Below are 13477 nucleotides of genomic sequence, written 5' to 3'. Positions count from 1 at the left end.
GGAGGGGCCCCTGCTATTCAGGCTTCTTGCGGCGCGACCCGAACACGATCTCGTCCCAGCTGGGCACCGTCGCCCGCCGGCCCGGGCGGACGCCGTCCGCCTCGGCCTGGCGGTCGGTGGTGCCGACCAGGCGCTCGCGGTGGGGGGCGACGGACCGGGGCATGAGGATGTCCGCGTACGCGGAGCCCGCGCCGACGCTGGCCGCGGGGGCGGCCGTGGCGGCGGTCTCCTCGACCTCCTCCACCTCCTCGGCGACCGTGGTCTCGACGGCGGGGCCGATCGGGGTGAGGTCGCCGCGGTAGGCGGGGACCACGTCCAACAGGCTGGTCAGGGAGTCCCGTTCGGCGACCGCCTCGCGGGCTTCGCGGGCCTCCCGCACCTCCCGGACCTCGCGCGGCTGCATGATCCGGTCCGCGGAGGGACGCTCGATCATCGGGCGGGACGGGCGGTCCTGGGGGAGCCGGGCGATCCGCGGGATGAACGGGAAGACCGAGTCCTCCTCGCGTTCCACGTTCTCGCCGATCAGGGCGCGGGCCTCGTCGTCGTTCGGCTGTACCAGCCGCCGCGGCGGGTCGTAGGACCAACTGGCGCTGCGGGGCTCGCCGTCGGCGCGGTAGGCGAGACGGACCTCCCAGGTGCCGTCGTCGCGGCGCCAGGAGTCCCAGTGCTCGCTGTCCTTCTCCGCGCCGCGCAGCGTGAGGCGTTCGGCGACGGCCTCGCCGAGCTGCGGGCCGGTGGACTCGCCGTGCCGACGGATCGCCGTCTTGCGGGCCCGCTCGGCCATGAACGCGCGCTCGGCCAGCACCGGACCCTCGAAGCGGCGGACCCGCTCCACCGAGATGCCGGCGGCCTGGGCGACCTCCTCCGCGGAGGCACCGGCTCGTATCCGCGCCTGGATGTCACGGGGGCGGAGGTGGCTCTCCACCTCGATCTCGATCTGGCCGAGCCGGGGCCGGTCGCCCCGGATGGCGGCGCGCAGGCGCTCGTCGATCGGAAGCGTGTACTCCGTGCTGTCGGCAGCCTTGAGCACCAGCCGTGTGCCGTCGTTGCTGACGGCCACGACGCGCAGTTCGGGCACGGTTACCTCCCGGGTGGTGCCTGCCGACGTCACCTGCGTCGCTGCTCCCGTACTGAGTGTGGCCTGCCCGCTGGCGACTGGCCACAACCTTGCAGAGTTACCCGGCGTGTCGGGCTTTCGCCCGGGCGCGCCGCTGTGGCACGGTTGCCTGTTTGCCACGTCGCCGGTCGACATCGATCCCGGGCTTCCGGGCCGCCGTCTGACGGGCAGTCGACAACGGGACCGAAGGCTCAGGCTCCACGAACAGTACTCCATTCGTGGCATCCACAGGGGCGGCTCGCCGCTCAAGTCTCCCGCGAATCATCGGAATCTCACGGGTGGGCACCCCGAAGACGCGCGTGCGATCAGTGGACGGTGATCATCTTCACATATATCGACCGGCAGGAACCAGATTTTCGACCCTTGTGTCCTTCTTTGGGCAAGATGGAGAGACTTGTTCGAGATTTCGACACGCCGACCCGGGGACAGGGATGCCGCAGCAGAGGGAGCAGTTCGCGCACGGACCGGCCGGAGGGGCGGAGCGGCGGGAGCGCAGACGGCTTGATCTGACGGTTGCTCAGGTGGCGGCGAGTGCCCTGGCGGCGGTGGTCGGCGCGGTGCTGGCCTCGGAACTCGGAGTGTACGGAACGATACTCGGCGCTGCCGTGGTCTCGGTGGGGGCCACCGTCGGAAGCGCGGTCTTCCAGCACCTCTTCAAACACACCGGGGAACAACTGCGCAACGCGGTGGAGCGCGATCCGGAAAGGGCCGAGCCGATCCTTCCGGGCCCGGCGCCGGCGAACGGAATCAGCCAGGACTGGAACAAACCCCGGGTGCTGCGCGCGAAACGGCGCTGGACCTGGAAGTCGTACACCGCGGTATCGGCGCTGGTCTTCGTGGTGGCGATGGTCCCGATCACGGCGGTGGAACTCGCGGCCGGCAAACCGTTGAACGCCATCACCACCGGGCAGTCCGGCGGCGGCACCTCGTTCAACCCGTCCAAGCCCTCCGCCCCGCAGCCGGAGGCGCCCGGGAAATCGCCGAGCACCGCCCCGTCCACCACGCCGTCCGGTTCGCCCGCGGCCACCCCGTCCGGCTCGCCCTCGCCGAACTCCTCGCCCAGCCCGTCCGGTTCGGCCACCCCCTCCGGGTCGCCCTCGCCCTCGGCCGACGCACCGTCAGGTGCGGCGTCGGCCGGGGCGGCGGTCACGCCCGGCGCGCAGGACGGGCTGGTCAGCCCGGGTCCGAGCACCACGCCGGTGGGCTGACGGTCTGTTCGCCCGAAGGGTTCTCCGGGCCGTCAGCCCTGGGTGCTCTTCACCAGGTTCACTTCGTTCGCCGCTGCCGCGGTGGCGACGCCGTGGCGGAGGCGGGGGAGGCCGAGGTAGGCGACCAGGGCGCCGAACGCGGCCGCGGCGGTGGGGACCCAGTAGCCCGCGGGGGCGCCCGCGGCGTCGACCACCCAGCCGGCGAGGGAGGAGCCGACGGCCACGCCCATCGCGAGACCGGTGGTGGTCCAGGTCATGCCTTCGGTGAGCTGGGAGGCCGGGACCAGCCGTTCGACCAGGGCCATCGCGGTGATCAGGGTGGGGGAGATGGCGAGGCCGGCCAGGAAGAGCGAGGCGCCTACGGCGGTGAGTCCGGCGGTGCCGTGCAGGAAGAGGCCGGAGAGGATCAGCGGGACCATGCCGGCGGCCATCACGGTGACGCCGATGAGGAAGCGCCAGGCCATCGAGCCGGTCAGCTTGAGGACGCCGAAGACCGCGCCGGCCAGGCAGGAGCCGAGCGCGTAGACGGCGAGCACCACGGTGGAGGCGCCGATGTGGCCCTGGGCCTTGGCGTAGGCGACGGTGACCACCTCGACGGAGCCGAAGATGCCGCCGGTGGCGATGAAGGTGACCACCAGGACCTGGAGCCCCTTGGAGCGGATCGCCGAGCCGCCGGTGCGGTGGGCGGCGGGATGGACCGGCGGCTCGGTGCCGCGCTGGGCGGTGAAGAGCAGGATGCCGACGATCAGGAAGACCCCGGCGAGCAGCACGCCGGACTCGGGGAAGAGCGTGGTGGCCAGGCCGATCGAGAGGATCGGTCCGACGATGAAGCAGATCTCGTCGGCGACGGCCTCGAAGGAGTACGCGGTGTGCAGCTTGGGCGGCTCGTCGCGGTAGAGGTGGGCCCACCGGGCGCGGACCATCGAGCCGGTGCTGGGCATCACGCCCATGCCGGCGGCGAAGACGAAGAGGGTCCAGTCGGGCGCGCCGAGCCGGGCGCAGAGCAGCAGGCCGGCGGCGGCCAGGGCGGTGACCGCGGTGGCCGGGAGGGCGACCCGCCGCTGGCCGTGGCGGTCGACCAGCTGGGAGATCCGGGGGCCGAGGATCGCGGCGGAGACCGCCAGGACCGCGGAGAGCGCGCCGCCGATCCGGAAGGAGCCTCTGATCTCGGACAGCATCGTCACGATGCCGATCCCGGTCATCGAGATCGGCAACCGGGCGATCAGGCCGGAGGAGGAGAAGGCCAGACTGCCGGGGGCGGCGAAGATCTGGCGGTAACTGGACAGCACGGGTGGCTCCGTCGGGTGGGTCAGGCTCGGGGTCAAGCTCGGGGCAAGGCTCGGCGTAAGGCACGACTCTCGTCATCACAGCTTACGAACCGTGACGGAGCGCCCGCACCCGGATAAGCCGCCCGCGTCCGGCCCGACGGTCCGTCAGGGACCGGCCTGCCGGTCGGGCACCGGGCGGCGGGTGGCGGGTGGCAGGATCGGAGCCATGTCCGACACGCGCATCCTCACCGACCACGCGCCGTACGACGCGCTGCTGCTGCTCTCCTTCGGCGGGCCGGAGGGCCCCGAGGACGTGGTGCCCTTCCTGGAGAACGTGACCCGGGGGCGGGGCATCCCGAAGGAGCGGCTGACCGAGGTCGGCAAGCACTACTTCCTGTTCGGCGGGGTCAGCCCGATCAACGCGCAGAACCGCGAGCTGCTGGCCGCGCTGCGCAAGGACTTCGCCGAGCACGGCCTGGACCTGCCGGTGTACTGGGGCAACCGGAACTGGGCCCCGTACCTGGTGGACACCCTGCGGGAGATCGCCGCGGACGGGCACCGGCGAGTGCTGGTGCTGGCCACCAGCGCGTACGCGGGGTACTCGGGCTGCCGGCAGTACCGGGAGAACCTGGCCGACGCGCTGGCCGTGCTGGCCGAGGAGGGCGCGCCGGAGCTGACCGTCGACAAGCTGCGGCACTTCTACAACCACCCCGGCTTCGTCGAGCCGATGATCGACGCGACCCTGGCCGCGCTCGCCGAACTGCCCGAGGCGGTCCGATCCGGCGCCCGGCTGGCGTTCACCACGCACTCGATCCCGACCGCGATGGCGGAGAGCTCCGGCGCCCCCGACGACCCGGCCCGCGGCACCCCCGGCGGGGCGTACGTGGCCCAGCACCTGGAGGTGGCGGGGCTGATCGCCGAGGCGGTGGCCGAGGCCACCGGCGTCGCCGACCGGCCGTGGGAGCTGGTGTACCAGAGCCGCAGCGGCGCGCCGCACATCCCGTGGCTGGAGCCGGACATCTGCGACCACCTGACCGCGCAGCGGGCGGACGGCGCCCCGGCGGTGGTGATGGTGCCGATCGGGTTCGTCTCCGACCACATGGAGGTCAAGTACGACCTCGACACCGAGGCGGTGGCCCGCGCCGCCGAGCTCGGCCTGCCGGTCGCCCGGGCCGCCACCGTGGGCGCCGACCCCCGTTTCACCGCCGCCGTGCGCGAGCTGGTGCTGGAGCGCGCCGCGGTGGAGCGCGGCGTTCCGGTCGCCCGCCGCGCGCTCGGCGCGTGCGGGGCCAGCCACGACGTGTGCGCCCTCGCCTGCTGCCCCAACCCGCGCGCGCCGCGCCCGGCCGCCGCCCAAGCCCGATGACCCGGAGGACTCCCGCCGTGACCGACCCCCTGCTGGACGAACTGCTCGCCACCGCCGTCGAGGCGGCCACCAAGGCGGGCGAGCTGCTGCGCGACGGCCGGCCCGAGGAGCTCGGGGTGGCCGCCACCAAGAGCAGCCCGGTGGACGTGGTGACCGAGATGGACCTGGCCTCCGAGAAGCTGGTCCTGGAGCTGATCTCGGGACGCCGCCCCGCCGACGGCTACCTCGGCGAGGAGGGCGCCGACCGCCCCGGCACCTCCGGCGTGCGCTGGGTGGTCGACCCGCTCGACGGCACCGTCAACTACCTGTACGGGCTGCCCTCCTGGGCGGTAAGCGTGGCCGCCGAGCTGGACGGCGAGGCGGTGGTCGGGGTGGTTTACGTGCCGGCCCGCGGCGAGCTGTTCCAGGCGGTCCGCGGCGGCGGGGCGTTCCTGAACGGACGTCAGCTGACGGTCCGTCCGGCCGCGGCCTGGGGGACGGCGCTGGTCGCCACCGGCTTCGGGTACCTGCGCGAGCGCCGGGTGCGCCAGGCCGAAGTGGTGCAGGCGCTGATGGCCGAGGTGCGCGACATCCGCCGGGCCGGCGCCGCCGCGGTCGACCTGTGCGACCTGGCGGCCGGCCGCTTCGACGGCTACTTCGAGCGCGGCCTGGCCCCCTGGGACCGGGCGGCCGGACTGCTGATCGCCCGCGAGGCCGGCGCGCTCACCGGCTCCCGCCCCGGCCTGCCCGCCGACGGCGAGCTCACGGTGGCCGCCCCGCCCGGCGTCTTCGAGCCGCTGCAGGCCCGCCTGGAGGAACTCGGCGCCTGGCACGACTGAGCCCGGCGGCGGACTCGGCACGCCCCGAGAAAGCGAAGGGCCCTGGCACGGGTACGGTGCCAGGGCTCGCTGGTGCGGGTGGGGATCAGATCAGGTCAGGTCAGGCGGCGGAGCGGTGCGTACCGTGCACCGTGTCCACGCCGTGCTCGGCGGCGAGACGCTGGAGGTCCTCCAGCTCGGACTGCTCGACCTCGGCCAGGAACTCGTCCCCGGACTCGATCGCGCGGTGCAGATCCTGCTCGGCGTTCTTGATCCGCTGAAGGATTCCGGTGGTGAAGGCGTCCATACGGGCCCCCTTTGCTGTGTCGGACGGGCTCGGTCCGGGCAACCCCCCGGCACGGACCGAAAACCGGAACCGGCACTCCCGGGCGGGGAGCGCGGAGACGGCGCGGCGGCCGAGTTCCGAAGGCTTTCGAGCCCAGACCGGTGCGGATGGGGCACTCGGCGGGTGGTGGCCGCGATCCGTGCAGGGCGGTATCGCGGTGTGCACCTGTCCTCCCCGCCCCCGCGCGGGGGAAACCTCGACGGGCCGGAAAGTTGCCCGGGTCACAGTCCAACCGGCAGCCGGCGACTCCGTTTTCGCCACCGGCACACCGGACTTACCCCTTGTTTACCGCGCGACCAGGCAGGATGGAGGCACCGTCGGATCCGCGTGTCCGGATCCGCCGCCCGGTGCACCACGGCCCGCACGGGCGTCACGGTCTGGGCCGCTCCAGAGAAGGGACAACCGCCGTGCGGGTACTCGTCGTCGAGGACGAGCAGCTGCTCGCCGAGGCCGTCGCCACCGGCCTGCGCCGCGAGGCGATGGCCGTCGACGTCGTCTACGACGGGGAGGCCGCGCTGCAGCGGATCGCCGTGAACGACTACGACGTGGTGGTGCTCGACCGCGACCTGCCGCTGGTGCACGGCGACGACGTCTGCCGGAAGATCGTCGAACAGGGCCTGGCCACCCGGGTGATCATGCTGACCGCCTCCGGCGACATCAGCGACCGGGTCGAGGGCCTGGAGATCGGCGCCGACGACTACCTCCCCAAGCCGTTCGCTTTCAGCGAACTCGTCGCCCGGGTACGGGCGCTGGGCCGCCGCGCCACCGTTCCGCTGCCCCCGGTGCTGGAACGCGCCGGGATCAGCCTGGACCCCGGCCGCCGCGAGGTGATCCGCGACGGCAAGCCGGTCCAGCTCGCCCCCAAGGAGTTCGCCGTCCTGGAGGTGCTGATGCGGGCCGGCGGCGCCGTGGTCTCCGCCGAGCAGCTGCTCGAGAAGGCCTGGGACGAGCACACCGACCCCTTCACCAACGTCGTCCGGGTGACCGTGATGACCCTGCGCCGCAAGCTCGGCGACCCGCCGGTGATCGTCACCGTGCCCGGCTCCGGCTACCGGGTGTGACCCCCGCCGACCACCGCCCCGGCTGAGAGGACCCGTCCGACATGACCACCCCGCCACCACCCGGCGGGGCCCCCGGCGCGCCCGCCCAGGGCCCCGGCCAGGTGCCCCCGCGCCCGCCGCACCCCCCACGCCCCTCCGAGCCGGGCGGCGCCCGCCGGCGGGACGACACCTACCACCCCGGCGACGGCCTGTTCGCCTGGCTGTCGCTGCGCCCCACCATTCGGATCCGGCTCACCCTGCTCTACGGCGGGATGTTCCTGATGGCCGGGGTGGTCCTGCTGCTGCTGATGTACTACTTCGTCCGGACCGCGTTCCAGGACAACCAGCTGCCGCACCTCACCCTGGGCCAGGACGTCACCTTCCGGCTGCCCGACGGCACCCGGATCACCGACCAGGCCACCCTCGACAAGTGGATGGACAACTACCAGGCGACCCGCAGCAGCGCCGCACTGTCCACGCTGCTGCGCAAGGCGCTCACCGCGCTGGTCTGCCTGGCCGTGATCGCGTTCGCGGTCGGCTACGCGATGGCCGGCCGGGTGCTGCACCCGCTCGGCCGGATCACCCGCACCGCCCGCGAGGTGGCCGGCAGCGACCTGCACCGCCGGATCGAGCTGGACGGCCCGGACGACGAGTTCAAGGAACTCGCCGACACCTTCGACGAGATGCTGGAGCGGCTGGACCGCGCCTTCGACTCGCAGCGCCGGTTCGTCGCCAACGCCTCGCACGAGCTGCGCACCCCGCTGGCGATCAACCGCACCCTGCTGGAGGTGCAGCTCGCCGACCCGGAGGCCTCGCCCGACCTGCAGCAGCTCGGCAAGACCCTGCTGGCCACCAACGAACGCAGCGAGCAGCTCGTCGAGGGCCTGCTGCTGCTGGCCCGCAGCGAGAACGAGATCACCGACCGCCGCGCGGTCGACCTCTCCGAGGTCGCGCTGCGCGCCGTGGAGCAGATCCGCCCGGAGGCCGGCACCCGCGAGGTGGAGCTGCGCTCCGAGCTGGCGCCCGCCCCGGCGCACGGCAACGGCGTGCTGCTGGAGCGGATCGCGCTCAACCTGCTGCAGAACGGCGTGCGCTACAACAGCCCGGACGGCTGGGTGGAGATCACCACCCGGGCGGTCCCGGGCGGGGGCGGCGAGCTGGTGGTCAGCAACACCGGCCCGGTGGTCCCCGGCTACGAGCTGGAGCACATCTTCGAGCCCTTCCGCCGGGTCAAGGGCGCCGACCGGACCCGCAGTGACAAGGGCGTCGGCCTCGGCCTGTCGATCGTCCGCTCGGTGGTCCGGGCACACGGAGGCACCATCGAGGCCACTGCCCGCCCCGGAGGCGGCCTGCGGGTGCAGGTCCGTATCCCGTAGTCGTCGACCCGCTCCCGGGCCGCCAGTGGCCCGTGTACGCCGTTCGGAGCAATCCGAAGGCCTCAGCCGCCCCCGTCCAGCCTGTGTCGGAACGACATAAGCGCTGGACAGGGGCGGCTTGTCATTTGGTGTCGGATCAACTTACGGTTACGTAACCTACGCAGCCGTAGGTGAGCCCGTCCCACCCGCAGGAGCTACCGCCGTGACCATCACCCCGCAGCGCCCCGCAACGACCGCATGGACCGACGCCCGGCTGATCCTCGCGCTCGAAGAGGTCGTGGAGACCGAGCTGAACCGCCACCTCAAGGTCGCCAAGGAATGGATGCCGCACGAGTACGTGCCGTGGAGCCAGGGGCGGGACTTCGACGGCGTGCTCGGCGGTGAGGCGTGGTCGCTGGAGCAGTCCAAGGTGACCCCGCTGGGCCGGGTGTCGCTGGTGGTCAACCTGCTCACCGAGGACAACCTCCCGAGCTACCACCACGAGATCGCCAGCATGTTCGGCCGCGAGGGCGCCTGGGGCACCTGGGTGCACCGCTGGACCGCCGAGGAGGGCCGCCACGGCATAGCGATCCGGGACTACCTGTTGGCCACCCGGGCGGTCGACCCGGTCGAGCTGGAGCGGGCCCGGATGACGCACATGGCCGAGGGCTTCCAGTCCGACAACTCGCACAGCATGCTGCACTCGGTGGCCTACGTGGCCTTCCAGGAGCTGGCCACCCGGATCGCCCACCGCAACACCGGCCACCACTCCGGCGACCCGCTCTGCGACCAGCTGCTGGCGAAGATCGCCAACGACGAGAACCTGCACATGGTCTTCTACCGGAACCTGCTGAAGGCCGCCCTGGAGCTCGCCCCCGACGAGGCCATGCGCGCCGTCGCCGACGTGGTGATCGACTTCCGGATGCCCGGCCACGGCATGCCCGGCTTCGAGCGCTCCGCCGCCCAGATCGCCATCGGCGGCATCTACAACCTCCGCATCCACCACGACGACGTGCTGCAGCCCGTGCTGCGCCACCTCAAGGTGATGGAGATCGGCGGCCTCGGCCCGGTCGGCAGCCAGGCCCAGCAGGAGCTCGGCGCCTTCCTGGACGGCCTGGACGCCCAGGCCACCAAGTTCGACGAGCGCCAGGCCGCGCTGCTCGCCCGCCGCGCCGCCGCGGCCGCCGCCCGCGCCTGACGGCGGGTGCCGGGACCGGTCCGGAACCGACCCGGGCACAACGGTCGGTAAGCGGACGATCCGACCGGAGTGAGCCCGGGTCGAAAGGCCCGTTTTCGCGTCAAACGCCCGTCATCGGCGCCAATGTGACGAAGCTCACACCGCGGCGTACGATCCGTTTGCGTCCCCCTTGAGGGTGATCACCCGTTCGGGCCACTCGGTTGCGCTGCGTCATGTCGCCGGGCATTCACGGACAAGTCGACCTGTCGTCAAATTCCGTCCCGCAGCGTGCAGTTGCCGACCCGGTCGGTTCCGGGCGGCTACCGTAGGTAGTCGACCGGATGCCACGGCCCGCCCTGGTTCACCCATCCGAGGGATCGTGTTCGGACCCTGTTCGATCACCCTGACGGGCCCCCGACTGGGTGTCGATTGAGTAACAGGGCTTGAAGTAAGGCACAATCTCGGCCTCGGGTCGGGCACAAGACCGGCCCCCCAGGCGTTACGTGCGCTGGAGATACCCGCACACACCCAAAGGGGGAGAGCGAAACATGGCAACGGACTACGACACCCCACGCAAGACCGATGACGACCTCAACGAGGACAGCATCGAGGAACTGAAGGCCCGCCGGAACGAGAAGGCTTCCAGCTCGGTCGACGTCGACGAGTACGACGCGAACGAAGGCCTGGAGCTTCCCGGTGCCGACCTCTCCAACGAGGAGTTGTCGGTTCGCGTGCTGCCCCGGCAGGCCGACGAGTTCACCTGCATGAGCTGCTTCCTGGTGCACCACCGGAGCCAGCTCTACAGCGAGAAGAACGGCCAGCCGATCTGCCGGGACTGCGGCGCCTGAAAACGGCGCGGCACAGGCCCGGGCGGGCGAGACCCCTCCGCCGGCCCGGTACGCCGCCCCGTCCGGCCTTGAGCAGCAAGGCCGGAGGCAGCATCAGCGACCGTCCCGAGCGGTCGCACCCGGTAGGCCGCGAGCTGCGCGCCTGCCACGCAGTGCTCGCCGAGAAACGCCGAAAGGGACGGTCCCGCCACCACGCGGGAACCGTCCCTTCCGGTTTTCTCCGGCCCTTCGGCCGCTCCGGCCGTACCCCGGCCCCGGACTCAGCGGGCGCGGCCGACGGCCGCCTCGCTGAGCGCGTCCGCCAGCCGCTGCGGCGAGCGGGTCGACAGGTACAGGTACGGCGTCGGGTCGGCCGGATCGGTCACCTCGACCTTCAGCGCGGTCGGCACGTAGCTGCGCAGCAGCATGAAGGCCCGCGGATCGGCCTTCACCGACCGCCAGGCCACCGCCTCCTTCGGGTTCAGCACCTCGGCCGCCCCGAGCGCGCTCACCGGGATCCTGGCCTGCCCGGCCACCAGCGAGCCCTGCACCACCCGGATCCGGGCCGAGCCGTAGCCGCTGAGCGCCGCGGCGCCCGCGGCCACCCCGACCACCAGGCCGACCAGCGCGGCCACCTCGCTGAACCTGAGCAGGATCAGCGCGAGCGAGAGCCCGAGCGCGAGGGCCAGCAGCCACCAGGAGCGCGGGACGGTGAGACGTTCGTCGTACATGCCGTCCATTGTGGGCGCACCACACGCCCGGCCCGGCCCCCGGGGCCCCGCGACGCACCCCGGACGATGCTGCGCCGGAAAGCTACCGGCCGGTAAGGTCGCCGCTGTGAACGGACCCATCGCCACCCCCACCACGCCGCCCGCAGAGGCCGTCCTCCCGCCCCGCTCCCCGCAGGCCCCCGCACCCGGCACCGTCATCGGCACCCACTACGAGGACTGCTTCGGCTGCGGCCCGCACCACCCCCACGGCCTCCAGCTCACCGCCACCGCCGGCGACCGGCTCGACGTCACCGCCGAGTTCACCGTCAAGCCGGGCCACCAGGGCGGCCCCGGACTCGCCCACGGCGGCGTCCTGGTCAGCGCCATGGACGAGACCCTCGGAACCCTCAACTGGCTGCTCGGCGCCCCCGCCGTCACCGGCCGGCTGGAGACCGACTTCGTCCGTCCGGTCCCCGTCGACTCCGTGCTGCACATCCACGCGCGGGTGACCGGGGTCCACGGCCGCAAGGTCTACAGCGCCGCCGAGGGCCGCATCGGCGGCCCCGACGGACCGGTCGCGATCCGCGCCCAGGCTCTCTTCATCCAGGTGAAGCTGGAACACTTCACCACGCACGGTCGTCCCGAGGACGTGCAGAAGGTCCTGGACGACCCGGACCTGATCAAGCGAGCCCGAGCCTTCGAGGTGAACCCGTGACCGACCCCGTCCGCCCCCCGGTCGACATCCTGATCCGCCGCCTCGACCCGGAGCTCCCGCTCCCCGCGTACGAGCACCCCGGTGACGCCGGAGCGGACCTGCGCACCACGGTCGACGCCGAACTGAAGCCGGGCGAGCGGGCGGTGATCCCCACCGGTATCGCCATCGCGCTACCGGACGGTTACGCGGCGTTCGTCCACCCCCGGTCCGGACTGGCCGCGCGTTGCGGAGTTGCACTGGTGAACGCCCCGGGGACGGTCGATGCCGGGTACCGTGGTGAGATCAAGGTGATCGTGGTCAACCTGGACCCGCGCGAGCCGGTCTCCTTCAAGCGAGGCGACCGGATCGCCCAGCTGGTCATCCAGCAGGTCGAGAAGGCCCGCTTCCACGAGGTGGGCGAGCTCCCGGGTTCGGTCCGGTCCGATGGCGGGTTCGGCTCGACCGGCGGTCACGCCGCGGTCTAGCATTCCCGCGGTCTCGGCTCCGGCCGGGCTGGCACGACGAGCGGGTGGAAGCGGTGCGGTTCGCCGCGGTTTTCGGCCGGTCTGATGGGTAGCAGGTAGCAGGTATTTCGCGTTCGGTCTTGGATTCGGTCTTGGACCGGGAAGGACAGTGACCGTGTTCCGTCGTCGCAAGAGCGAGGACGCTGTCGAGCAGCTCGCCGAGGACGCCATCAGCGCCGACGAGACGGCCGATGACGTCGAGGGTTCCGCCGAGAGCGAGAACGACACCGAACCGGACCCGGCCGAGCGGGTCGGCCTTCCGCCGGCCCCGCGCCCGGACGGGCCGTGGGACGTCTCCGAGCTGGAGAAGCCCGAAGAGGGCCGCGTCGACCTCGGGGGCCTGCTGATCCCCGGCGTCGAGGGCATGGAACTGCGCGTCGAGGTCGCGGGCGACTCGATCGTCGCCGCCACCCTGGTGCTCGGCAACAGCGCCATCCAGCTCCAGGCGTTCGCCGCCCCCAAGTCCGAGGGCATCTGGCCCGAGGTCCGCGAGGAGATCGCCACCGGCATCACCGGCCAGGGCGGCGTCATCGAGGAGGAGGAGGGCAACCTCGGCTGGCACCTGCGCGCCCAGGTCCCCGTCCAGCTCCCCGACGGCAACCGCGGCTTCCAGCTGGTCCGCTTCGTCGGCTGCGACGGCCCGCGCTGGTTCCTGCGCGGCGTGATCTCCGGTCAGGCCGCCGTCCAGCCCGAGATGGCCGGCATCCTCGAAGAGGTCTTCCGCCAGACCGTCGTGGTCCGCGGCGAGTCGCCGATGGCGCCCCGCGACCCGATCGTCCTCAAGCTCCCCGAGGACGCCCAGATGGTCGCCGACGGCGCGGCCGCCCCCGCGGAGCCCGAGTCCCCCTACGCCGGCGGCTCGATCGACCCGTTCTCCCGGGGCCCCGAGATCACCGAGGTCCGCTGACCTTCCGGACGTCCCGCGTCCCCTTCCGCCCCCGCACCGTTCGCGTGCGGGGGCGGATTTGCTTCGCGGCCGCCGGTACCCGTACAGTTCCGGAGTCGCGCCGAGAGGGGCGAACGAAGGCGAGTTCGAGGAAACACCGGT

At 72.4% G+C, this 13477-nt stretch carries 14 protein-coding genes; 10 read left to right on the top strand and 4 right to left on the bottom strand.

Features of this window, described 5'->3' with window-relative positions:
- Positions 1-13: 13 nt before the first annotated feature.
- Entirely contained in the window at positions 14-1111 is a 1098-nt protein-coding gene (sepH, locus tag ACWD4U_RS28975) for a septation protein SepH (protein ID WP_363461711.1), read from the bottom strand.
- A 527-nt stretch (positions 1112-1638) separates the two neighbouring features.
- Between sepH and ACWD4U_RS28970 the strand changes: the two genes are divergently transcribed.
- On the top strand, positions 1639-2325 hold the full coding sequence (locus tag ACWD4U_RS28970) for a hypothetical protein (RefSeq protein WP_363461713.1): 687 nt from the start codon (positions 1639-1641) through the stop codon (positions 2323-2325).
- Positions 2326-2357: 32 nt separating this feature from the next.
- Here ACWD4U_RS28970 and ACWD4U_RS28965 read toward each other — a convergent pair whose 3' ends face one another.
- The gene (locus ACWD4U_RS28965) at positions 2358-3614 is read right to left on the bottom strand and encodes an MFS transporter (protein ID WP_363461715.1); all 1257 of its coding nucleotides are present in this window, start codon (positions 3612-3614) and stop codon (positions 2358-2360) included.
- Between the two features lie 205 nt (positions 3615-3819).
- On the opposite strand from ACWD4U_RS28965, the gene ACWD4U_RS28960 reads away from it, so the two are divergent.
- Together ACWD4U_RS28960 and ACWD4U_RS28955 are read left to right on the top strand one after the other, a co-directional pair.
- Positions 3820-4959 carry a ferrochelatase gene (locus tag ACWD4U_RS28960; RefSeq protein ID WP_363461717.1) on the top strand — a complete coding sequence of 380 codons (1140 nt, stop codon included), beginning with the start codon at positions 3820-3822 and terminating at the stop codon, positions 4957-4959.
- Positions 4960-4976: 17 nt separating this feature from the next.
- A complete protein-coding gene (locus ACWD4U_RS28955; protein WP_363461719.1) occupies positions 4977-5777 on the top strand; it encodes an inositol monophosphatase family protein in 801 nt (266 codons plus the stop codon).
- Positions 5778-5877: 100 nt separating this feature from the next.
- On the opposite strand, the gene ACWD4U_RS28950 is transcribed toward ACWD4U_RS28955, so the two are convergent.
- Positions 5878-6063, bottom strand: coding sequence for a hypothetical protein (locus tag ACWD4U_RS28950; protein WP_363461721.1), 186 nt, complete (start codon positions 6061-6063; stop codon positions 5878-5880).
- Positions 6064-6509: 446 nt separating this feature from the next.
- On the opposite strand from ACWD4U_RS28950, the gene ACWD4U_RS28945 reads away from it, so the two are divergent.
- From ACWD4U_RS28945 to ACWD4U_RS28930, 4 genes are all read left to right on the top strand, one after another.
- Entirely contained in the window at positions 6510-7163 is a 654-nt protein-coding gene (locus tag ACWD4U_RS28945; protein WP_363461723.1) for a response regulator transcription factor, read from the top strand.
- A gap of 41 nt (positions 7164-7204) precedes the next feature.
- Positions 7205-8518, top strand: coding sequence for a sensor histidine kinase (locus ACWD4U_RS28940; protein WP_363461725.1), 1314 nt, complete (start codon positions 7205-7207; stop codon positions 8516-8518).
- 202 nt (positions 8519-8720) lie between these two features.
- Positions 8721-9695, top strand: a complete 975-nt coding sequence (locus ACWD4U_RS28935; RefSeq protein ID WP_363461727.1) for an acyl-ACP desaturase — start codon at positions 8721-8723, stop codon at positions 9693-9695.
- A 527-nt stretch (positions 9696-10222) separates the two neighbouring features.
- The gene (locus ACWD4U_RS28930; protein WP_014138508.1) at positions 10223-10522 is read left to right on the top strand and encodes a DUF4193 domain-containing protein; all 300 of its coding nucleotides are present in this window, start codon (positions 10223-10225) and stop codon (positions 10520-10522) included.
- A 260-nt stretch (positions 10523-10782) separates the two neighbouring features.
- Here ACWD4U_RS28930 and ACWD4U_RS28925 read toward each other — a convergent pair whose 3' ends face one another.
- Entirely contained in the window at positions 10783-11232 is a 450-nt protein-coding gene (locus ACWD4U_RS28925) for a DUF3093 domain-containing protein (protein ID WP_449787343.1), read from the bottom strand.
- Positions 11233-11338: 106 nt separating this feature from the next.
- Here ACWD4U_RS28925 and ACWD4U_RS28920 point away from each other — a divergent pair, with 106 nt between their 5' ends.
- From ACWD4U_RS28920 to ACWD4U_RS28910, 3 genes are all read left to right on the top strand, one after another.
- Complete coding sequence (locus tag ACWD4U_RS28920; RefSeq protein WP_363461731.1) at positions 11339-11926, top strand: PaaI family thioesterase; 588 nt, start codon at positions 11339-11341, stop codon at positions 11924-11926.
- Complete coding sequence (gene dut, locus ACWD4U_RS28915) at positions 11923-12390, top strand: dUTP diphosphatase (RefSeq protein WP_363461733.1); 468 nt, start codon at positions 11923-11925, stop codon at positions 12388-12390. The genes ACWD4U_RS28920 and dut overlap by 4 nt, the downstream gene beginning before the upstream one ends.
- Before the next feature lie 154 nt (positions 12391-12544).
- On the top strand, positions 12545-13336 hold the full coding sequence (locus ACWD4U_RS28910) for a DUF3710 domain-containing protein (protein WP_363461735.1): 792 nt from the start codon (positions 12545-12547) through the stop codon (positions 13334-13336).
- Positions 13337-13477: the final 141 nt, after the last annotated feature.

The organism is Kitasatospora sp. NPDC002522 (assembly GCF_053595195.1).
Note: the sequence above shows the minus strand (reverse complement) of the source record. Positions and strands in the feature narration are given on the sequence as shown.

What these genes read in the sequence shown, in the direction of transcription:
- ACWD4U_RS28960 (WP_363461717.1), top strand. Translation starts at nt 3,820, where the DNA reads ATGTCCGACACGCGCATCCTCACCGACCACGCGCCGTACGACGCGCTG.
- ACWD4U_RS28925 (WP_449787343.1), bottom strand. Translation starts at nt 11,232, where the DNA reads ATGTACGACGAACGTCTCACCGTCCCGCGCTCCTGGTGGCTGCTGGCC.
- ACWD4U_RS28940 (WP_363461725.1), top strand. Translation starts at nt 7,205, where the DNA reads ATGACCACCCCGCCACCACCCGGCGGGGCCCCCGGCGCGCCCGCCCAG.
- ACWD4U_RS28950 (WP_363461721.1), bottom strand. Translation starts at nt 6,063, where the DNA reads ATGGACGCCTTCACCACCGGAATCCTTCAGCGGATCAAGAACGCCGAG.
- ACWD4U_RS28930 (WP_014138508.1), top strand. Translation starts at nt 10,223, where the DNA reads ATGGCAACGGACTACGACACCCCACGCAAGACCGATGACGACCTCAAC.